Below are 19849 nucleotides of genomic sequence, written 5' to 3'. Positions count from 1 at the left end.
TCATTAACCTCTTTTCGTCGTTTTAACCGCATCTGAAACAATGCGCTTCAACAGATGCTTTGCCTCTATCAGCAGGGTATCAAAGCCAAGATAAAACAGGCCGAACAGGATCGGCTCCACGCCCAGCGGAACCTGATCCGTCACCTGCGTGACGGCTACGATAGCCCCATTGATCACGTTGTACAAGGTAAATACGAGAAATAATACCACCCAGGAATACAGGATATTGAGAGGGAAAGAAAGATACCCCTTCTTTGGAAACATCATAAAGCGGCTGTTTTCCCCCTCTTTTGACTCAAAAAACCGCAAAACATTATTCGTCAGCAGATCTGTCACCATGCCGAGGGCAATGCCCGTGGCAGCCAGAAGATCCAGCATATTGGAAACATACGCGCTGAGCCCCCAAATGAAGAAGAAGCACACGGCCGCCGGGAACCAGAACTTGACAAACACCACTTTGAACCATGGCGCAAATTTGAACTTCCTGGTTCCGGAACGGTACTTGCGTAACTCCGCTTCAGAAACCTTCGGGGAGTTGGACTCGTCCGCGCTCACAAGATCCTCCACGGCTTTTTTATGGAGCTTGTAGTACTCCGCGGTGCTCTTTTTCTCCTCGACTGGCTTCTGTCGTTTTTTACTCATACTTCCTCCTGTTTCTTCCGATTAGTTCTCCCCGGAAATATCAATGGCTCCGAGGTTGCCGTTGTCCTCCACCTCAACCGAGGTCTTGATCTTTCGGATCCACTTGGAGTAAACCGGAAGCAAAAGCGTCAATACGGCGCCTGCCGCAAGAATCATAATATGGGTGCGAAGGTAATACTCCGCGTAAGCGATGTAGATCGTGGACATCGTCACCGCAATCGGGTTGTCCGGTCTCGAAATCGCGTAGTAAATCGCATTTAAGTAGGTGACGTCAGCAAAGATCACGATGCCTACCATCACAAACATCAGAACCCACATGGGCCGGTTGACCGGCTTTCTGTGCGGGTATGCGTTGTTGAAGCACACCAGGGACAGCATGGAAAACAGCATGGTTGCGAATCCGCAGAGGCCCATGCCTGCGCCCTGGATCTTGGCCGTCGTATTGGAAATCACCGTCAGGTGCAGGGAATACTCCAGGAAAGCGATCACCATGACAGCCATGGGGATCATGTGCGGCCTGCGCTTTAAAGAAACCAGGAATTTACGGCAGATTTCTTTCACGACTGCCCCGAAACCACTTTTCTTCTTATCCATGATCAATTCCCCTTCCTTATGGCGTTGGTCGTCTCTTTATCAAAGAAGTGCTTCCTGTTGAACACAAGCTGCACGGTGTCGCCGGCCTTGTGATCTGCCCATCCTTTTAACTTGGCGGAAACCTTCATGCTCGGCTTCCTTACGCCGCCGATATGGCCGTGAACCAGCGTATTCATGCCCAGATTCTCGTTGGAGAATACCGTAACCGGGATGCCGGCTCCCTCGGCGATGTCCTCGGGACGGACACCAAGAACAATTTCCTTACCTGCATAGCTCTTTAAAAGATCTTTTTCCTCGGCCGTTATGGAAACCTTAAAGTTCTCGCCGAGAAGCTCTCCGTCTCCCACCTTCACGTCGAAGAAATTCATCGGCGGAAGGCCGATAAAGCTTGCGACGAAGATGTTGGCCGGGCTGTCGTAAAGCTCAAGAGGCGTTCCCACCTGCTGAACATGGCCCATGGACATGCAGACGATGCGGTCCGCCAAGGTCAGGGCCTCGGTCTGGTCGTGGGTAACGTAGAGCATCGTCGCCTGAAGCCGCTTGTGGAGCAGCAAGATCTCACGCCTTGTCGCCCCGCGGAGCTTGGCATCCAGGTTGGATAACGGCTCATCAAACAGGAAAACCTTGGGATTCCTTACGATGGAACGTCCCATGGCAACCCTCTGGCGCTGTCCGCCGGAAAGCTGCGCCGGCTTTTTGTTTAACTGGCTTGTAAGGCCCAGAATCTCTGCGGCTGCCAGCACTTTTTTATGGATGACATTGGGATCTTCTCTTCTGAGTGTCAGAGAAAATGCCATGTTCTCGTAGATGGTCATATGGCCGTAGAGCGCATAGCTCTGGAATACCATGGCCATATCGCGGTCCTTTGCAGGCGTCTGCGTAATGTCCTTTCCGTCCAGGATCAGCTTGCCGGCTGAGATGTCCTCAAGACCGGCCACCATACGCAGTGTCGTCGATTTTCCGCATCCGGAAGGCCCCACCAAGACGATGAGCTCGCCGTCCTTGACATCCAGGTTGAAGTCGAATACAGCCTGGACGTTGTTGTCGTATATCTTGTCGATATGCTGTAAGCTCAGCTGTGCCATTTCGCTGCCTCCTTATGCGGCCGTTCCCTCGAGGGTCTTCATATGCTCCTCCAGGGCCCGGCATTTGTTATAGTTGATGACTCCGGCCGCCACAAGACATACGGCCGAGAGAACCAGATAAATTACAAGCTTATAGAACTGCCCGTCTCCCATGACGATGGTCTCCACGCCGCCGATGGTGGCCGTGGCCCCATGGGCCCTCATCGGAATGATAAAAATCCTTGCGATCTGAAGGATTCCGATAACAATCAGGAGCCAGGAATAATTGATCTTGTAGTTCTTTACGCCTTCCGATGCCAGAAACGCTGCCAGCATGAAAAGCAGGTTGTACACGATGTCGGCGCCGATGATAATTGTATAATAGTAGGAGCCCACATCGGATCTATAAATATTAACAAAGTAGAACACATTAAAGACAATAGCAAGAATAGCCAGGTTCGCAGAAAGCTTGTTCTTTACGAATCTCATTCTGTCCCGCTGTATCATGCGATCTTCGTTAGTCATGCCGTTGCCTCCTTTCCCTGACGGATCAGGTCCTGTTCCTCTTTCATCAGTTTTCGTTTCCAGAATACGTTTGCAATTAACGCTGCCGCCACAAGAAGCAGCAGGCCGAAAATCAGATAATGCACGTCAAACCAGAAGGTAGATTCGGTATATGCCGTATTCCACATTTCCGCATGCTCCTTCAGTGCCTCAAAATCCACCTGTAAAAACTGTGCCTTATAGGCTTCGATCTGCCCATGCGCCCACACGGTAATCGCCACGCTTGCGGCCGCAAACAGGCCGACGGAAACGTAATTGCCGATGTAGTATTTCCGGCGCACATTGGTGTTTGTAATGATAAGAAGCAATGACAGCAGAAGCAGACCGATGCTCGCATTCAAAAATGCACCGTTAAAACCCTGCATATTGTAGTAGACGATAGAGCCCGGCACATCCGTCTGCGTCGGGTCATTGGTATTTCTCATGGTGCTGTACAGGGTATCATACAGGTCGGTCATGATGCCGAGTGAATATATGAACACCACCGCACTGACGATGATCGCCGCAAGGCAAATGATTTTTTGTGCAGTCAACTGCTTTTTATACATGATGACCTCCCCGTTCCATTGAAACCGCCTGCCCCGCCCGGAAAGCTCCGGGCAGGGAAACGGTCTGATAACTTTTTTTATAATTCATGAAATCTGATGTCAGCAGGTTACTGTAAAGACTGATAGTAGGTTACAAGACGATTCCAAGCATCGTTCTTTAAGGTGATGTACTGCTTGCCGTTCATGGTATCAGCAACTGCCGCTGCTGCTTCCTCAGCATTGGACATACCTTCTTCGGTGTAGCCGTTTACGATGATGTTTACCAGCATGTTGTCGCCGTCCTTGTTCTGGGAGAACTTGTTGGTAAGGTCTGTGTAGCCGCTGATCATGTCGTTCTCACTCTTCGTGTTCGGAAGAACGGTCGGAGTGGAGGTGTACCAGCTGTTGTCGGCAACAGCCAGCTCTACGTGTTTGATGGTGCCGAGAGCGATGGCGTTGGAAATGTGGCCTGCGCCCTCTTTTCCTACCTCACTTGTACACTGATACTCGAAGGCCTGGCTCTTTGCGAAGGAAAGAGTGGAGCCAAGGTAGTAGCGTGCGTAGTTGGTGTAGTTGCCCTGTGCCTTATCCCAGAGCTCCTCGTAGGTAGCGTCTGCGATTACCGGCATTTCTTCGCCGTTGAAGTTGAAGGTTACATAGCTTCCGTCGTCGTTTGTCTTGATGAAAGCATCCGGGCCATAGCTCATAAGGATCATACCCTTATCGGTGTAAGCAAAGTCGATGAGGCTTAATGCTGCGTTGAGCTTATCCTGATCGTCGCCGACACCTGCCTTGGAGATGGCCCATCCGTCTGTCTTAACAGATCTCCAGGACTCGGTAAACCGCATGTAAACGCCGTCATCGCTTGTTCCGTCATACCAGCGGGCAACCGGAACCATGACTGCCATGTACTTCTCGCCTTCCTGAAGCTTCGTGTTGTTTAAGATGGTCTGTGTCTGGTTGTAGTCATAGTGCATGAAGCCCATGTCGTTCTCCAGGTATGTAGAGGAGCTCTCTGCGGAAGCGTTTACATATGCCTCGGAGATCAGACCTTCCTGTACCATTGCGTGCATGCGGTCAAGTGCCTCATAGGTGGCAACCTGCTGACGTGCATCCTTTAAGCTGCCGTCCGCATCCACATACAGGTAATCCTGACGGGACTCAAGACCTCTTACGCCGAACAGTGTGCCGGTGAAGCGGAACATATCCACACGGCGCTGGTTGTTGTCGTCCTCACGGGAGAACAGGCCCTGTACGGAATCGGTGCCGTTTAAGGTCTGCGGGTTGGAAACAACGCAGCGAAGCAGGGCGACTAACTCGTCAGCATCCCATGCAGCGTTCTGTCCGATGTACAGGTTGGAACGGTTCGTGCCGTAGTATCCGTTGTATGCCTCGTCGATGTACTGACGCAGCATGTTGACAGCCGTTACGCCGTCGATGGTGCCGGCAGCATTCATCTTCTCAACGATGTTGCCTGCGGTGTCGTAATCCTTTGTGATGGTCTCAACTGCCGTGCCGTCCTCGGTCACAACGTCAATCTCCACCTTGCCGGATGTCGGCATGTAGGGCTCATAAACAGCGGCTGCCAGTTCTTTGCTGGCATCTGCGGTGAACTCGCCTTCGCCGTCCAGAAGCTTCTGTACCCAGTCGGTACGCATAAGCGGCATACGCTCGATGTCGTTTACACCGCCAAAGTAGGGGCTGAAGTAGATGGCGCCTGTGTCGGTGTTTCCGGTGATGGACAGGCGGACAATCGGGTTCTTTTCAAGGTAAGCCTTGAAGTTCGGCATCTGATCCAGATACTCACCGATGTTCACAAGGCTTCCGGCCTCGCCGTACTCGGTAAGGGTTAAAGCCGTACCGCTTACCATGTCTACCTGGTCAAGCTGCTCTTTCCAGTATTCAAATTCCTTTGTTGCGCTGTTGCCCTGGTACTTGTCCTCAAATACCATGCCAAGCTCTTTCTCCACCTCAACCCAGGTTGGCTTTAAGTCGCCTGCGTTGTAGGTATTGCCGTCTGCAAGGGTAATGCCCTCGCCGGCCGTCTCTGCGTCGAAGAACAGGCCTGTCTTGGAACTGTTGTAACCAGTTGCCATGCGAAGCACGGTTCCCTGTGCAAAGGACAGGTCTCCTGTGGTTTCTTCCGCAGCAGCGGACGTCTCTGTGGATGTCCCGTCAGAAGATGCAGTTGTTTCAGAAGCAGCAGCCGATGTGCTTCCGCCTCCGTCAGAAACAACAACCTTGGGGCCGCAGCCTGCCAGCGTTCCTGTCATGGAAGCTGCCAGAAGAAGGGCCGTTAAAGCTCTTTTTTTCATATGTCTCCTCCTTTTTTGAAAGACGTTTTATTATTCCTTTACACCGCCGACGTTGGTACCTTTTGCAAAGTACTTCTGGATGAAAGGATAAATGATCAGGATCGGAATGATGGAACATACGATCAGCGCGTAGATCACGGAGTCTGAAGAATAGATCTCATTCCAGCCTGCCATTTGCTCGGGGTCTGTGTACTGTTCCAGTTTCAGCCGGATGAATACCTGAAGCGGATGCTCGTTTGTGTTGGAGATCATCTGCCGCGCCCAGAAGTAGCCGTTCCAGCGGGAAATTGCGAAGAACAGCGCCACGGTCGCAATGGTCGACTTGCTCATTGGAATGTACACTTTGCTTAATACCTGGAACTCGGTGGCGCCGTCAACGATGGCCGCCTCCTCGATCTCTGAGGGCACGCCCTCAAAGGCGTTCCTTAAAAGGATGATGTTCATGGCCGCCATACCCATGGCAATGACAACAAGCCACTTGTCGTCCATGATACCTACGGAATTAAACACGGCCTTGGTCGCCAGGTAGTTCAGGTACTGGGGAACGATACCTGCCGAGAACCACATGGTGAAGACCAGGAAAAAGTTGAAGGTCTTCCGGAACAAAAGCCTCTTTTTGGAAAGCGCGTATGCGCCGAGGATTGCCACGCCCATGGCCCAGATGGTTCCGTAAAGGGTTAAAAACAAGGTGTTGGAATAGGAATTCCAGAAAATGTTGTCATTGAACATTCTCTTGAAGGCGTCAAACTGGATATCCTTCGGAAAAAGGACAACCTCGCCGTAGTCCACTGCCGCCCTTCCGCTTATGGAGGCGGATACCGCATATACGAACGGGTACAGGCAGCAGAGGGCAAACACCGTCAGCAGTGTGTAGCTGATAATTTTAAAAATCAATTCGGAAATTTCTAGCTTTCTTTTCATAACGCCTCCTAATACAGCGATGTGTTAGACGCTTTCCGCGCTATGGTATTGGCTCCGATGACAAGCAGCATACCGATGACGTTATTCATCATCTCGGCCGCCGCCGCTATGCCGGTACCGGCGCCGGTTCCAAGACCGTTCCGGCTTGCAAAGGTGGAAACCACATCAGCCGTTACATACGTATTGGCGTTGTACAGAAGCAATACCTTCTCGTATCCGATGTTCAAAAGGGAACCGATACGGGTAATCAGCATGATTACGATTGTGGACAGGATACTGGGGAGCACCACATACCGCATCTGCGCCCATTTGTCAGCGCCGTCGATCTGTGCGGCCTCATAGCTGGTGGGCGAGATGGCGATGATCGCAGCGAAGAATACGATGCTGTCATAGCCTGCGCTCTCCCAGATGCCGCTGATCTGGTAGATGGAACGGAAGAATACCGGGTTGTTCAAAAGGCCTGCGTTTGCCACATCCTGAGAGATCAGCCCGAGGCTTGCAAGCGCCTGGCTCACGATACCCATGTTGGATGTCAGGGAGCCCTGCTTTACAAGCATCGTCACAAGGGAGGTCATAACGACCGTCGACATGAACTTCGGCAGGTAGGTAAGCACCTGGTAAACGCTTCTTGCGCCGTTGGAACGGATCTCGTTGAAGAACAGCGCCAGGACAATCGGCATCGGGAAGCCGAACAGGAGCCCGTAGAAGCTCAGAAGGAAGGTGTTCCGCATTGCTCTCCAGAACTCGACGGACAGGCTGTCGCCGCCGATCAGAAGACGCTTAAAATAGGAAAAGCCGGAAAAGAGCTGTTCCGATACGGGAAGTACGCTGTCCGATACCTTAAAGCATCCGAGCAGCTCGTACATCGGGAAGTAGCGCCAGAACAAGAATACCAGCAGCATCGGTACCAGCATCAGGTACAGTCGCCAGTCTTTTGCAATGGTGCGGCCGACGTGAAGCCAATAGTGTTTCTCTACGTCATCACGGACGGCCTGTTCCGGATTTTCCCGATAGGTTCCCGTTTCCTTGTCATAGATAAGAAAATCCGCCGCCTTTACTTTCATAACATTGCCTCCTTTTTATGTATCTGCAAAGACCTCCCCCGATCTCTGCCAGGTATTGGGGCGAAGGCATCTGCCAGCTCCCCATTTACTTTCATATTTAATAGGACTGCCCTCTCTTCTCCTTTTCTTCCTTATGGACACGGAGAAGATAGTGCTTCTGGTTTTCATAAATCCCGTCCAGACGTTTCGTGATCCAGACGATCAGCACGGTGAACAGGTCTGACAGGGCATCCGTCGTGAAAAATCCCAGGATCCCGGTGGGCGCTGCCCCGAGAAGAAGCGCCACAACAGCTCGTCCCGCCTGCATCAGGAGAATCACGAGAAGCGGAAACGCCAGGTACCACTGGGCGTTCCGGACACGCTCATAGCCAAGCTTTTCCAAAAGAAGGACGGCCGGCAGGGAAAACAGGTTCCCCGCGATATAAATCATGAACTGGTTGACCGTGGCTCCGGAAAAGAAGCAGTAAATAAAACCTGCCAGGGCCGCCTCAAAGCCGCCCCACGCGCCCCACCGCATATAGACAATCGCCGTCAGGGCTCCTGCCAGGGATACGGTAAAGGGCTGGTCGTAAAAGAAACTGCTGTTTGATACCTTTATGATAATAAACTCAAATACCGCCAGCATAAGCCCAAAAAGAGCCAGGTCCATGGTACGGTATTCCTGGAAAGTTCGCTGTTTTTTCATAGGGTTCCTTTGGATAAAATGATGAATAAGACTGTGTTTGTCAAACTGGTTTTATTATAAATGACGATGTTTTCACCGTACATGGGTAAAGGTGTTCGCTTTATGCACAAAACGGATTTATTTGGCATGCAGCCTTTCCTTTTAATATGCATGCTGTTATAATCACACCGTCCGGAGTTTTCCGGCTTTTTTGCGGCCATGAGCCGCTTATCATACAATTCACATCAGGAGGTACCAATTTCATGCTGGTTTTTCCAAACGAAAATCTTCAGGACGTGTTCGATTCTGTCCAGCCGGGGAGCGTGATCGAGCTGGCAGAGGGCGATTACCGCATAAAAACCATGATCCGGACGCCGAATCTTACGATCCGCGGAGCCGGCGCCTCAAAGACCAGGATCCTCTGGGACGACTACGCAAACAAGCTGGATGAAAAGGGCGTCGAGTACAACACGTTCCGCACCTGGACCATGGCGGTCTGCGCCGACCATATTACCATGACGGATTTGTCCATCATCAACGATTCCCTGACGCCGGAAACCAAGGGGCAGGAAGTGGCTTTGACCGTTTACGGGGACAATTTCCGGATGGAACGCTGCACCCTCTCTTCCACCCAGGATACGCTGTTTTTGGGGCCGCTTCCCAAAGATCTCATCGAGCGCTACGACGGCTTCCTTTCGGATCCTTTAAGGAAAGACATCATGTGCCGGCAGACGTTTCTTGACTGCCTGATCGAGGGCACCGTCGATTTTATCTTCGGCTGCGGCGAGGCCGTCTTTGAAAATTGTGAGCTGCGTTCTTTAAAGGACGCGAGGAACTGCGGCTATGTGGCTGCCCCGGCCCATGCTTTAAGCCAGGAAAAGGGCTTTCTTTTTAAGAACTGCCGCTTCACCATGGAAGACGGCGTCGAGCCGGGAAGTATCTTCCTTGCGCGCCCCTGGCGGGACTTTGGGCTCTGCGTGTTCGACGGCTGCACCTATGAAGCCCACATCTCGCCCCTTGGCTTTGACAAGTGGAACGATACGGAGCGGGACAAGACAGCCAGGTTTTATGAACGCCCTGCCATAGACGGGCGGGTGAAATGGGCCAGAACCCTTTCGGAATAATGACAGGCGGCCGGAGACATGATCGGAAACATGCCCCGGCCGTTTTTTGCCGTATGTACAAGTATGGCGGACTTACAGTTCGGCGTAAAGCTTCTCCAAAAATTCCCTGGAGCTCTCCGCGTTGCTGTTTACGGTGTTTTCCAGTGTGGCATAGATGTAGGGCTTTCTCGCCTTCATGAACCGCAGGATCTCCTTATAATCCATGTCTCCGGTTCCGGCGGCAATGCTCTTCATTTTCCCGTCCTCCACCACATAATCCTTTAAGTGGACAACGGCGATGTAGTCAGCCAGCTTTTCCATGGCGTCGCCGAAGACGGCCTCTTTCTCGTCCACATTTCCCGGATACAGAAGGTTCACCGGATCCAGGATGATCCGCAGGTTATGGCTCCCGATGGATTTTAACACCTGGAGCGCCCGGTCCGCGTTGTAGACAATGTGGTTCCAGACCGGCTCGATGGCCATGGTGACGCCGTAGTGTTCCGCACACTCCACCACCGGCTCCAGGCCGCGGATGAACGTCTCAAGCGCCTCTTCGGTGTGGGTGTTGGCATCCAGCTTGTACTCCGGGTTCGGCGCTCCTGTCTCTGTCCCCATGACGCAGGCGTCCATCAGGGAAGCCAGCCGCAGATGGGCATAGTATTTCCCCTGGATCTCCTTAAGCTTTTCCGGGTCGGGATGGGCCAGGTTTAAGTAACATCCTAAAACGGCCAGATCCAGGCCGTTTTTATCAAGCACCCGCTTTGTGTATCTGGCCAGGCCTTCGTTTAAGGCGCAGGCGTCGAAGGTGATCCCTTTCATCACCTTGGAAAACGCCAGATGTACACAGGAAAAGCCCTCCTCTCCTGCTTTCTCTGCCCGGCTCTCAAGGGTCTGAAACTCCGGAGCCAAGTCTGTATTGACATCGTGTAATCTGATTCCTAACTGCATAGTATCCTCCTGTTTTGGGATTGGTTTCTTCTATATTAGATATTACTATATTTTGTGGGGGATTGCAAACAAAAACAGGGATCCGCAGCCCCTCCGGCCTCTTACCCCGGCCGGCATCCCTGCTTATCCCTGTTTTCTTCATCCATGTTTTTCAAACTCTGCCCGTATCTTCTCCACGGCCCGTTTTTCGATGCGGCTCACATAGGAGCGGGAGATCCCGAGCTTTGCGGCAATCTCCCTCTGGGTGTATTCCTTCGAGCCCAGAAGACCGTACCGCATCCGGAGAACCGTCTTTTCCGTGTCCTTTAAATCCCTTTCATACACCTCATACAGCATCTGGATATCCTGCTTTAAAATAATGCTGTCCAGGGCCTCCTTTTCGTCCACCTCCAGAACGTCCACGAGGCTTACGGTCTCCCCGTCCTTATCCGTCCCGATGGGCTCATAGATCGACACATCCTTGGAATATTTTTTCCCCGCCCGAAACAGCATCAGGATTTCATTTGCTATCCATACAAAACGGCTTTTTCCGTCTTTATCCCTTCATGAGCCGCACCATGACGGCTTTCTGGACATGGAGCCGGTTCTCCGCCTCCTCAAAAATTTCCGCAGCATGCTCTTCAAACGTCTCGTCGGTGATCTCCTGCCCGCGGTACGCCGGAAGGCAGTGAAGCACAATGGCGCCCGGTGCCGCAAGCGCCATCAGATCGTGATTGACCTGATATCCCTGGAACGCCTTGGCACGCACAGCTTTTTCTTCCTCCTGTCCCATGGAGGCCCAGGTGTCGGTGACGACCACGTCAGCGCCCTTTACGGCTTCCTTCGGATCCTCATAAAGTTCAAAGCCCTCCATGCCCGCTGCAAACTCGAGAACTGCCGGATCCGGCTGGTACCCCTTGGGAGACGCGCATGCCACCTGCATCCCGGCCTTTAAGCCGCCGACAATCAGGGAGTTTGCCATGTTGTTCCCGTCGCCGATGTAGCAGAGCTTTAATCCCTTAAAGGAGCCAAACTTCTCCCGGACCGTCATCAGGTCTGCCAGTACCTGACAGGGATGGCAGAAATCCGTGAGCCCGTTAATGACGGGGATCGAACCGTATTTTGCCAGATCTTCCACTTCCTCCTGACGGAAGGTGCGGATCATGATCCCGTCCACATAGCGGGACAGAACGCGGGCCGTATCCTGTACCGGCTCGCCGCGGCCGATCTGCATCTCCTTTGCCGAAAGGAACAGCGCATGGCCGCCAAGCTGGTACATGCCCGTTTCAAAGGAAACGCGGGTGCGTGTCGATGCCTTCTCAAAAATCATGGCCAGGGTCTTTCCCGCCAAATGCCTGTGGGGGATCCCATGCTTCTGCTCATATTTTAACTGGTCTGCCAGGTCAAGAAGCGAGATCAGCTCCTCCGATGACAGATCCAAAAGCTTTAAAAGATGCTTCATTTTGCAAGTACCTCCTTCATCACTCCCAATGCCTCGTCAATCTCTTCCTTTGTAATCACAAGCGGCGGAAGAAGCCGTATGGTATCTGCGCCGGCTGTCAAAACCAGCACGCCTTTCTCAATCATTTCTCCCACAAGACGCCCTCTCTCGGACTCCGGCACGGCGATTCCAATCATAAGCCCCATGCCGCGGACGTCTTTCACAAGCGGGGAATTCATGGCCTTAACGGCCGCTTTGATGTACTCGCCTTTTTCCTTCACGGCTGCCAGGAATTCCGGCCGGTTCACCTCCGTAAGCACGGCTTTCGCGGCCGCACAGCAGAGTGGGTTCGCGCCGAAGGTGGAACCGTGGCTCCCCGGCCCTAAAACATCCGCGCAGGACGCATCTGCCAGGACAGCCCCGATGGGCAGGCCGCCGCCAAGTCCCTTCGCCGCCGTCACCACATTCGGATGGATCCCGTACTGCTCAAAGCAGAACATGGTTCCGGTGCGGCCGATGCCGGTCTGCACTTCGTCGACGATAAGAAGAAGATCCTCTTCCTTACAGAAGGCCTCCACGCCCTTTACAAACTCCGGATCTAACGGCAGGACGCCGCCCTCGCCCTGAATCATCTCCAAAAGCACGGCGCAGCAGCCGTCCTTCGCCTTCGCTTTCACGTCCTCAAGGTTTCCCGCCTCCGCATAGACAAAGCCCTCCGTAAACGGGAAGAAATGCTGATGGAATTTCTCCTGCCCCGTGGCCTTTAAGGTGGTGATTGTCCGCCCATGGAAGGACTGCTTTAACGTCACAATACCGCTTCTTTTATCCCCGTATTTGTCATGGGCATACTTTCTCGCAAGCTTGATGGCTCCCTCGTTGGCCTCGGCGCCGGAATTTGCAAAGAAGACCCGCTCCATCCCGGCCGCCTTTATAAGAAGCTCCGCCGCCTCCGTCATCGGCTCCGTATAGTAAAGATTCGATACGTGAATCAGCTTTTTCGCCTGCTCCCCGATGGCAGAAAGCAGCGCCTCGTTATTATGCCCCAGGCAGCTTACGCCGATGCCGGAGTTCATATCAATATATTTTTTCCCGTTCACATCCCACAGTGCCGCACCTTCCCCGTGATCGAGGACAACCTCGAAGCGGCCGTAGGTATGCATCAGAAATTGACTGTCCTTTTCCATGATCTCTTTGGCTGTCATGTTTCTCTTTCCCTCCTAACAAAACATCGTCCCGACGCCGTCCTGGCTCAGAAGCTCGATTAAAATCGAGTGGGGCACGCGGCCGTCCTGGATGTTGGCGCGCTCTACGCCCTGCCTTACGGCTTCCACGCAGCAGTCCACCTTCGGGATCATGCCGCCGGTGATGACGCCCTCCCGGATTAACGCAGGCACCTCGGATACCTTTAATTTCGGGATCAGCGTGCTGTCGTCCTTCGGGTCCCGCATAAGCCCGCGGACATCCGTAAGGAGAATCAACTTCTTCGCCCTCAGCGCCACGGCCAGCTTCTCTGCTGCCGTGTCGGCGTTGATGTTGTAATTGGTGTCGTCGTCGAGACCTGCGGCCACCGATGACACCACCGGGATATAGCCCTTTTCTAAAAGATCCAGGACGATTTTTTCGTTGACCTTTACGATGTCTCCCACATATCCGTAATCCGTGCCGTCAGGATCCGTAAGCCGCACTGCCTGGAACAGGCCGCCGTCCATGCCGGATAAGCCGACGCCTTTACCGCCTGCCTTATCCAAAAGCCCCACGAGGTTTTTATTGACCTTGCCGCAGAGCACCATCTGAACGGCGTCCATGACTTCCTCGTCCGTGTAGCGCAGGCCCTTGACGAACTTCGATTCCTTTCCCGTCTTCTTTAAAAGCTCCGAAATCTCCGGGCCGCCGCCGTGGACAAGCACCACGCGGACACCGACGAGATTTAAAAGGACGATGTCGCGGATCACCGCCTGCTTTAATTCTTCATTGATCATGGCGTTGCCGCCGTATTTTACCACAATGATTTTCCCGGCATATTCCTGGATGTAAGGAAGCGCCTCCACCAGGATACCGGCTCTGATTTCCGGATTCAAATTTGTCATGTCCGATACTCCCCATTGATTTTTACATATTCATAAGTCAGGTCACAGCCCCAGCAGGAGGCCGTCCCAGCTCCTTCTTTTAGCGTCACAAGAATCTCCACCGAGTCCTCTTTTAAGATTTTAGCCGCCAGCTCCTCGGAAAAATCCACGCCTTTTCCGTCGCGGCAGACGAGAACCGTTCCCTTGGAAGAGGAAAACTCCACTTCCACCTCTTCCGTATCAAATTCCGCGCCTGAATACCCCATGGCGCAGAGCACGCGTCCCCAGTTGGCGTCGCCGCCGAACATGGCCGCCTTCACGAGGCTGGAGCCGCAGACCGCCCGTGCGAGTGCCTCTGCCGTGTCCTCGTCCCTGGCTCCGGAAACGGTGCAGGTCATGAGCCGTTCCGCCCCTTCGCCGTCGGCCGCAATTTTCTTTGCCAGCGTTTCCATGACGAAGTGAAGCGCCTGAAGGAAGCTCTCATAGTCTTCATTCTCTTCGGCAATCTCCGTGTTTCCTGCCATGCCGTTTGCAAGAACCAGGCACATGTCGTTGGTGGACGTGTCCCCGTCCACTGTCACCCGGTTGAACGTCCGCTTTACGGTCTTTTTGAGGGCCTTGCTCAAAAGCGGCTGGGCGATGGCGCAGTCCGTCGTAATGAAGGCCAGCATGGTTCCCATGTTGGGATGGATCATGCCGGAGCCCTTGCAGATCCCGCCAAGACGGCAGGTCTTCCCTCCGGCCGTAAACTGGACGGCCGCCGTCTTCTCCTTCGTGTCCGTCGTCATGATGGCTCTGGCTGCTGCCCCGCTTCCGTCGTAAGATAAAGTGATGCCTGGGAGCGCCGTCTCAATGCATTCCACCGGAAGCCTCTGGCCGATGACGCCCGTCGAGGCCACAAGCACCTGCTCTGCCGGAATTCCCAGGACGGCCGCCGCCGCCTTCGCTTCCCGCACGGCGTTTTCCATGCCGTCCGGCGCACAGGCGTTGGCGTTTCCCGAATTTGCGATGATGGCTCTGGCCGTACCGCCCTTTAAAGCCATCCGTGTAAACAAGACCGGCGCCGCCTTCACGCGGTTCGTCGTGTAGACACCGGCCGCCGCACAGAGGCAGTCCGAAACGATCACGGCCACATCCTCTTTCTCTCTTCCTTTTTTGATACCGCTAAGGACGGCCCCGGCCTGAAAGCCGGCCGCCGCGCAGACACCGCCTTCACATTCTCTCATGGATTTACTCCCTCCCCGATGGTTAAGCCGGCTGTTTCGTCAAAGCCGAGCATCAAATTCATGTTCTGGACGGCTGCTCCTGACGCCCCTTTCCCCAGGTTGTCAAACAGTGCCGTAATAATGGTCTGGTTTTCATGGCCGTTTACAATCAGTTTTAAATTGTCCTTTCCCTCCATGGTGCCCGCCGCAATCATCGGCTCTTCGTATCCGAAGGGATGGACATTTATCAGTTTCTTTCCCTCATAATGGGCCGCCAGGCACTCCCAGATGTCCTTGGCCGACGGCGTCCCTTTCAGCTGGCTGTTGGAAAGCATGACCGTGACGGCCATTCCCGCGTAATAGTCATCCACCACCGGGCAGAAAACCGGCGGATTTTCCAGACCGCAGACCGCCTTCATCTCGGCCAGGTGTTTATGCTTTAAATTAAGGCCGTAAAGCCTCGGCGTCCCGTATAAAGGCGGAACGTCCGCCGCTTCATATTCCGCAATCATCTTCTTTCCGCCGCCGGAATACCCGGTCAGGGAAAATGCTGTCACCGGGAGCTCTTTTGGGAGCAGCCCCGAGGCCGTCAGGGGATAGACGGACGCGATAAAGCCTGTGGCATGGCAGCCGGGGTTTGCAACGCGGGCAGAGTTTTTGATGGCCGCTTCATGAGCCCCCGAAAGCTCCGGAAGGCCATAGCTCCAGCCGGGCATCACACGGTGTGCCGTGGACGCGTCGATGACGCGCGTGTGCGGATTCTCCAAAAGCGCCACTGCCTCCTTTGCCGCCGCATCGGGAAGGCATAAGAACACAAGATCAGCCGCATTCAAAAACTTCTTTCTCTCCTCCGGATCCTTTCTTTTTTCTTCTTCGATCAAAAGAAGCTCAATATCGTCTCTGGCCTGGAGCCTTTCATAGATCTGAAGGCCTGTCGTCCCTTCCCGGCCGTCTATATATACGTTCGGTTTCATCCCGCTCTCCTTTCCTGTGGTTGATTTTGCATAATTATAATATATAAAGTATAAATATGCAAGCGCTTTTTATAAATATTCACGTTCCGCTCCCTTTAAAATTATCCGCGCCGTTTCCCCGTCCCAGATTACCTGCTCCGTAAGGCTCCGAAAAGCCTCCCGCTTCTCCTCCGGCGTCATCTGCCGGAACACGAACGGGAACGAGGAAAGCTCCCCGGCCGTAAGCCGGGGCTCTCCCGAAACGGACTCCGCCGCGGTTTCCGGCTGCCGTCCTGCCTTTTCTTCGCGCGTTCCGTCCTTTTTCGCCTTCCTTTTCCTCTGTTCTTTTAATAGGGCCTTCCGTTCTGTCTCCAGGTAAGTACAAAATGCGGCCACATCCTCGGGAAGCTGGGAAAGACTTTCGGACGCCGCCTGATCGAGCCGGTTCCCGTCCGGATTCTTCATCTGGCAGAGGGCGCCTCGGCTCTTTTCTCTATTTATGCATAAATATGAATACATCGCTGTCCCATCTTCCCGTTTCCTCCCGGAGCCCTTGGGCCGCATCCGGCTCTTGCAGCCGCCGCAGTACAACAATCCCGAAAGCAGGGCCTCATGGCTTTTCGGCCTGCGGTAGCTTTTTTTGCCGTTCCTTAAAAGCATCTCCTGGACACGCACCCAGGTCTCCCCTTCTATCAGCCCTTCATGGCCTCCCACTGCTACAATCCATTCCTTCTCCGGCCGTTCCCTATGGGCTTTTCCAGGCCTCTGGAGGGAGCGGTTATAAGCCATGACGCCATGCCTCCCGTCAAATTCCCCATGCTCCGAAAAAACCTCGGCCCCCTGGCTCTTAAAATACTGCCATACGGCCTCATCAGCCTTTGCATAGACGGGGTTGGAAAGAATGGCCTTCACCGCGAACCGGGAAAAGGCGCGGCCGTTTTTCGTCCGGATTCCCTGCGTTAGAAGCGCCGCTTCCGCCCCGGACAGGGAACCTGTCCTTAGAAACTCCTGATAGACCGTCTTTACAATCTCCAGTTCCTCCGGGAGCCCCTCCAGGCGGCATGCCTTTTTCGTCCTGCCATCCGCATTCACCGTTTCATAGGCTTTCGAGCAAAAGCCGGTCGGCGTCGTACCGCCCAACCACCGTCCCGTCTTTGCCAGCTCCTGCATGTTGTCGCGGATTCGCTCCGCAATGGTTTCCCGCTCAAGCTGGGAAAACACGGAGGAAATGAACATCATGGCGCGGCCCATGGGCGAAGACGTGTCAAACTGCTCTTTTATGGATACAAAATCCACATGAAGCTCTCCGAGGCGCTCGATAAGGCCTGCAAAATCCCCGATGTTGCGGCTGATCCGATCCAGCCGGTAGACCACTACCGCCTGGAACGCGCCCTCTTTCAGCTGCTCCATCATCTTTTTAAACTGGGGCCGCTCCAGGTTCCCGCCGGAAAAGCCCTCGTCCTCGTAGACAACTGCCTGATCGGCCGCCTCTACGCCGTAATGGAGCCGGATATACTGGCGGCACATTTCAATCTGATTTTCGATGCTCTCTCCCTTTCCCGTAAATTTCGACTTTCTGGAATAGATTACAATCTGCTTCAAGAAACCGCCTCTTTTTGTCCCTTCCTTCCCATTTTATACGGCCGCATCCAGAAAAATAACAGAAGGTGCCGGCATATGGGACAGGGAGCCTCACATACATAAAGGTGAGACTCCCCGAGGTATTTTGTATGCAGATTATCCTTGTCTTTCCCGAAAGCGAAGAAAAAAGACGGGAACTTTCCCGCCTCGCCGCCGAAATCCATGCCCGCGCCGTGATCCGCCGCCTGAACCTGCTCTCCTGCCCTGTTTCTGAAAAGCTTTCCCTCCTTGAAAAAACCGAAGACGCCGCGCGGCGGGCCACTCCGTCTGCATAGCATTTTCTACACATTTGGCCGCATAGGTGGCAAGACGGGAACCCTTATCCATCCGGAACGTGTTGACTGCCTTGATTAAGCCGATGGTGCCCACGGACAAAAGGTCTTCCATATCATAGTCGGTTCCCTGGTACTTTTTGATGACATGCGCCACAAGCCGCATGTTCCGCTGTATCAGTATGGCCCTCGCTTCTTGGTCACCCTCTTTGTATCGTTCCAGGTACTCTCTCTCTTCCCGTGCGGTTAATGGTTGTGGAAAAGTCTTCAAAGAAAGCCACCTTAAGCATTCGTTAATCTATCTTATGCGGCGGCGCTATTTCAAGTGCTTTTACAACATTTTTATTTGCGGCAGGGCATGGCCGCACCTGCAAAGAACGTGGAAACGGCCTGGCGAAGAATCTCCCCGCCAGGCCGCTTCCATGCCTCTTTCCGTAACCTGCTGGTTACAGTTCCTTTAAAAATGCCTTCAAAAGATCATACGTCTTGTCAAATGATTCCAGGTTCATCTGCTCCTTCGGCGTATGAGCCCCGTCGGTCTCCGGCCCCAATGTCACCACATCGAGCCCCGGAATCATGTCGCAGAACACGCCGCATTCCAGGCCGCCATGGGTGGCTAAAAGCTCCATCTCTGTCCCCCTGTGCTCCTTGTAGACGCGCGTCAAGGTCTCCCGCATGGCCGAAGACGGATTAAACTCCCAGGCCGGATACCGGCTGGATACCTCGGCCTCCATGCCGAAAAGCCCGGCGAGGGCCAGAAGCTCTGCCTCCATCTCATCCCGCAGGGACATCTTTTCGGCCCGCAGGGAATATTTAAACACAAGGCTTCCGTTTTCCAGCCGCACTGCCGCCAGATTTTCCGAGGCTGTCGGAAGCGCCTCAATCTCAACGCTCATATGGCGGACGCCGGTTGGGAACAGAAGGAACATCTTAAGGATCTCATCGCTCTGTGCCTCGGAAAGGAGCGTCCCGGCGTTACACGCCTCAAGCTCGATGGAAAGCCCCGGCTCCTGAGCACGCAGCTCCTTCTTAATCTTTGCAGACATCTCCTCTGCGGCCTTCCGGATCTCTGCCTCGCTCCCGGCGCAGGCGAAAATGGCCTCGCATTCCCGCGGGATGGCGTTGCTCTTTTCACCGCCGCAGAGTGCGCCGATCCGCACCGGAGCCACTTCTTTCACTGCATTCAGGATCCGCCCTGCGACTTTCAGGGCGTTCCCAAGCTCCATGGCGATACAGCCGCCGGAGTGGCCGCCGCGAAGCCCCGTGACGAAAAGCCGGTACGCCGGCACATTGGCCGTCTCCAATTCCACATTCTTTTTTAAGTCAATCATCTCGCCGCCGGCGCTGGTGATGCAGGTGCCGATCCCATGGCCGCCGAAGTCCAGATTCACATACCGTTTTCCCTTAAAATACTCGCTCTTTAAAGCAAAAGCGCCGATTAAGCCGACTTCCTCCTGAACCGTGAACACACATTCCAGCGGCGGATGCGGCTCGTCGGAGGCGAGAAGCGCCAGCATGTAGGCGCAGCCGGTGCCGTCGTCGGCTCCGAGGGTCGTCCCCTCCGCACGGAGAATCCCGTCCTCGATGTAAAGCTTAAGCGGATCCTTTTCAAAATCATGAGCGCAGCCGTTATTCTTTTCACAGACCATGTCCGTGTGGGCCTGAAGAATCACAGCCCCGTGTCCCTCATAGCCCTTGGACGCCGGCTTATAGATAATCACGTTATTCATATTGTCGCGCACATAGGAAAGCCCGTGCTCCTTGGCAAAGGCCTCCAGGTAATCGGCGTACTGTTCCTCATGGTAAGAACCGTGGGGAATCCGTGTCATCTCCTCGAAATATTTCTGGTGAAGCTTTTCGTGATCCAGTACATTCATGGCAATACC

20 protein-coding genes are annotated in these 19849 nt (G+C 53.8%); 1 reads left to right on the top strand and 19 read right to left on the bottom strand.

Annotated elements, in window-relative coordinates:
* Positions 1 to 3 precede the first annotated feature (3 nt).
* The 9 genes from KE531_16240 to KE531_16200 form a co-directional block, all read right to left on the bottom strand.
* Complete coding sequence (locus KE531_16240; protein MBR9955142.1) at positions 4 to 642, bottom strand: hypothetical protein; 639 nt, start codon at positions 640 to 642, stop codon at positions 4 to 6.
* A 21-nt stretch (positions 643 to 663) separates the two neighbouring features.
* Positions 664 to 1236: a hypothetical protein gene (locus KE531_16235; protein MBR9955141.1), complete on the bottom strand. Its 573-nt coding sequence runs from the start codon at positions 1234 to 1236 to the stop codon at positions 664 to 666.
* Between the two features lie 2 nt (positions 1237 to 1238).
* Positions 1239 to 2321 carry a sn-glycerol-3-phosphate ABC transporter ATP-binding protein UgpC gene (gene ugpC / locus KE531_16230; GenBank protein ID MBR9955140.1) on the bottom strand — a complete coding sequence of 361 codons (1083 nt, stop codon included), beginning with the start codon at positions 2319 to 2321 and terminating at the stop codon, positions 1239 to 1241.
* 12 nt (positions 2322 to 2333) lie between these two features.
* Positions 2334 to 2825, bottom strand: coding sequence for a hypothetical protein (locus KE531_16225; GenBank protein ID MBR9955139.1), 492 nt, complete (start codon positions 2823 to 2825; stop codon positions 2334 to 2336).
* The gene (locus KE531_16220) at positions 2822 to 3412 is read right to left on the bottom strand and encodes a hypothetical protein (GenBank protein MBR9955138.1); all 591 of its coding nucleotides are present in this window, start codon (positions 3410 to 3412) and stop codon (positions 2822 to 2824) included. Before KE531_16220 ends, KE531_16225 begins: the two co-directional genes overlap by 4 nt.
* Positions 3413 to 3519: 107 nt before the next feature.
* Positions 3520 to 5706, bottom strand: a complete 2187-nt coding sequence (locus KE531_16215; protein MBR9955137.1) for a hypothetical protein — start codon at positions 5704 to 5706, stop codon at positions 3520 to 3522.
* Between the two features lie 30 nt (positions 5707 to 5736).
* Complete coding sequence (locus KE531_16210) at positions 5737 to 6627, bottom strand: carbohydrate ABC transporter permease (GenBank protein ID MBR9955136.1); 891 nt, start codon at positions 6625 to 6627, stop codon at positions 5737 to 5739.
* An 8-nt stretch (positions 6628 to 6635) separates the two neighbouring features.
* Positions 6636 to 7691, bottom strand: a complete 1056-nt coding sequence (locus KE531_16205; protein MBR9955135.1) for a sugar ABC transporter permease — start codon at positions 7689 to 7691, stop codon at positions 6636 to 6638.
* A gap of 97 nt (positions 7692 to 7788) precedes the next feature.
* Positions 7789 to 8376 carry a hypothetical protein gene (locus tag KE531_16200; protein MBR9955134.1) on the bottom strand — a complete coding sequence of 196 codons (588 nt, stop codon included), beginning with the start codon at positions 8374 to 8376 and terminating at the stop codon, positions 7789 to 7791.
* 146 nt (positions 8377 to 8522) lie between these two features.
* Here KE531_16200 and KE531_16195 point away from each other — a divergent pair, with 146 nt between their 5' ends.
* On the top strand, positions 8523 to 9479 hold the full coding sequence (locus tag KE531_16195) for a pectin esterase (GenBank protein ID MBR9955133.1): 957 nt from the start codon (positions 8523 to 8525) through the stop codon (positions 9477 to 9479).
* 72 nt (positions 9480 to 9551) lie between these two features.
* Here the strand turns inward: KE531_16195 and KE531_16190 are convergent, their stop codons facing one another.
* The 10 genes from KE531_16190 to pepD all read right to left on the bottom strand — a co-directional run bounded on the left by KE531_16190 (position 9552) and on the right by pepD (position 19840).
* Positions 9552 to 10406, bottom strand: a complete 855-nt coding sequence (locus KE531_16190; GenBank protein ID MBR9955132.1) for a sugar phosphate isomerase/epimerase — start codon at positions 10404 to 10406, stop codon at positions 9552 to 9554.
* Between the two features lie 138 nt (positions 10407 to 10544).
* Positions 10545 to 10898 (bottom strand): sigma-70 family RNA polymerase sigma factor, encoded by a 354-nt coding sequence (locus tag KE531_16185; protein MBR9955131.1) that lies wholly within the window; start codon positions 10896 to 10898, stop codon positions 10545 to 10547.
* A gap of 43 nt (positions 10899 to 10941) precedes the next feature.
* Positions 10942 to 11847: an ornithine carbamoyltransferase gene (argF, locus tag KE531_16180; protein MBR9955130.1), complete on the bottom strand. Its 906-nt coding sequence runs from the start codon at positions 11845 to 11847 to the stop codon at positions 10942 to 10944.
* Entirely contained in the window at positions 11844 to 13028 is a 1185-nt protein-coding gene (locus KE531_16175) for an aspartate aminotransferase family protein (protein ID MBR9955129.1), read from the bottom strand. Before KE531_16175 ends, argF begins: the two co-directional genes overlap by 4 nt.
* Positions 13029 to 13043: 15 nt before the next feature.
* On the bottom strand, positions 13044 to 13913 hold the full coding sequence (argB, locus tag KE531_16170; GenBank protein ID MBR9955128.1) for an acetylglutamate kinase: 870 nt from the start codon (positions 13911 to 13913) through the stop codon (positions 13044 to 13046).
* Complete coding sequence (argJ, locus tag KE531_16165; protein MBR9955127.1) at positions 13910 to 15118, bottom strand: bifunctional glutamate N-acetyltransferase/amino-acid acetyltransferase ArgJ; 1209 nt, start codon at positions 15116 to 15118, stop codon at positions 13910 to 13912. Before argJ ends, argB begins: the two co-directional genes overlap by 4 nt.
* Complete coding sequence (gene argC, locus KE531_16160) at positions 15115 to 16071, bottom strand: N-acetyl-gamma-glutamyl-phosphate reductase (GenBank protein ID MBR9955126.1); 957 nt, start codon at positions 16069 to 16071, stop codon at positions 15115 to 15117. The genes argJ and argC overlap by 4 nt, the downstream gene beginning before the upstream one ends.
* A 69-nt stretch (positions 16072 to 16140) precedes the next feature.
* The gene (locus tag KE531_16155) at positions 16141 to 17652 is read right to left on the bottom strand and encodes a recombinase family protein (GenBank protein ID MBR9955125.1); all 1512 of its coding nucleotides are present in this window, start codon (positions 17650 to 17652) and stop codon (positions 16141 to 16143) included.
* Positions 17653 to 17787: 135 nt separating this feature from the next.
* Positions 17788 to 18234, bottom strand: coding sequence for a sigma-70 family RNA polymerase sigma factor (locus tag KE531_16150; GenBank protein ID MBR9955124.1), 447 nt, complete (start codon positions 18232 to 18234; stop codon positions 17788 to 17790).
* 175 nt (positions 18235 to 18409) lie between these two features.
* Complete coding sequence (gene pepD / locus KE531_16145) at positions 18410 to 19840, bottom strand: beta-Ala-His dipeptidase (GenBank protein ID MBR9955123.1); 1431 nt, start codon at positions 19838 to 19840, stop codon at positions 18410 to 18412.
* Positions 19841 to 19849: the final 9 nt, after the last annotated feature.

The sequence above is a fragment of the Eubacteriaceae bacterium Marseille-Q4139 genome, assembly GCA_018223415.1.
GTDB lineage: Bacteria > Bacillota > Clostridia > Lachnospirales > Lachnospiraceae > CABSIM01.
Note: the sequence above shows the minus strand (reverse complement) of the source record. Positions and strands in the feature narration are given on the sequence as shown.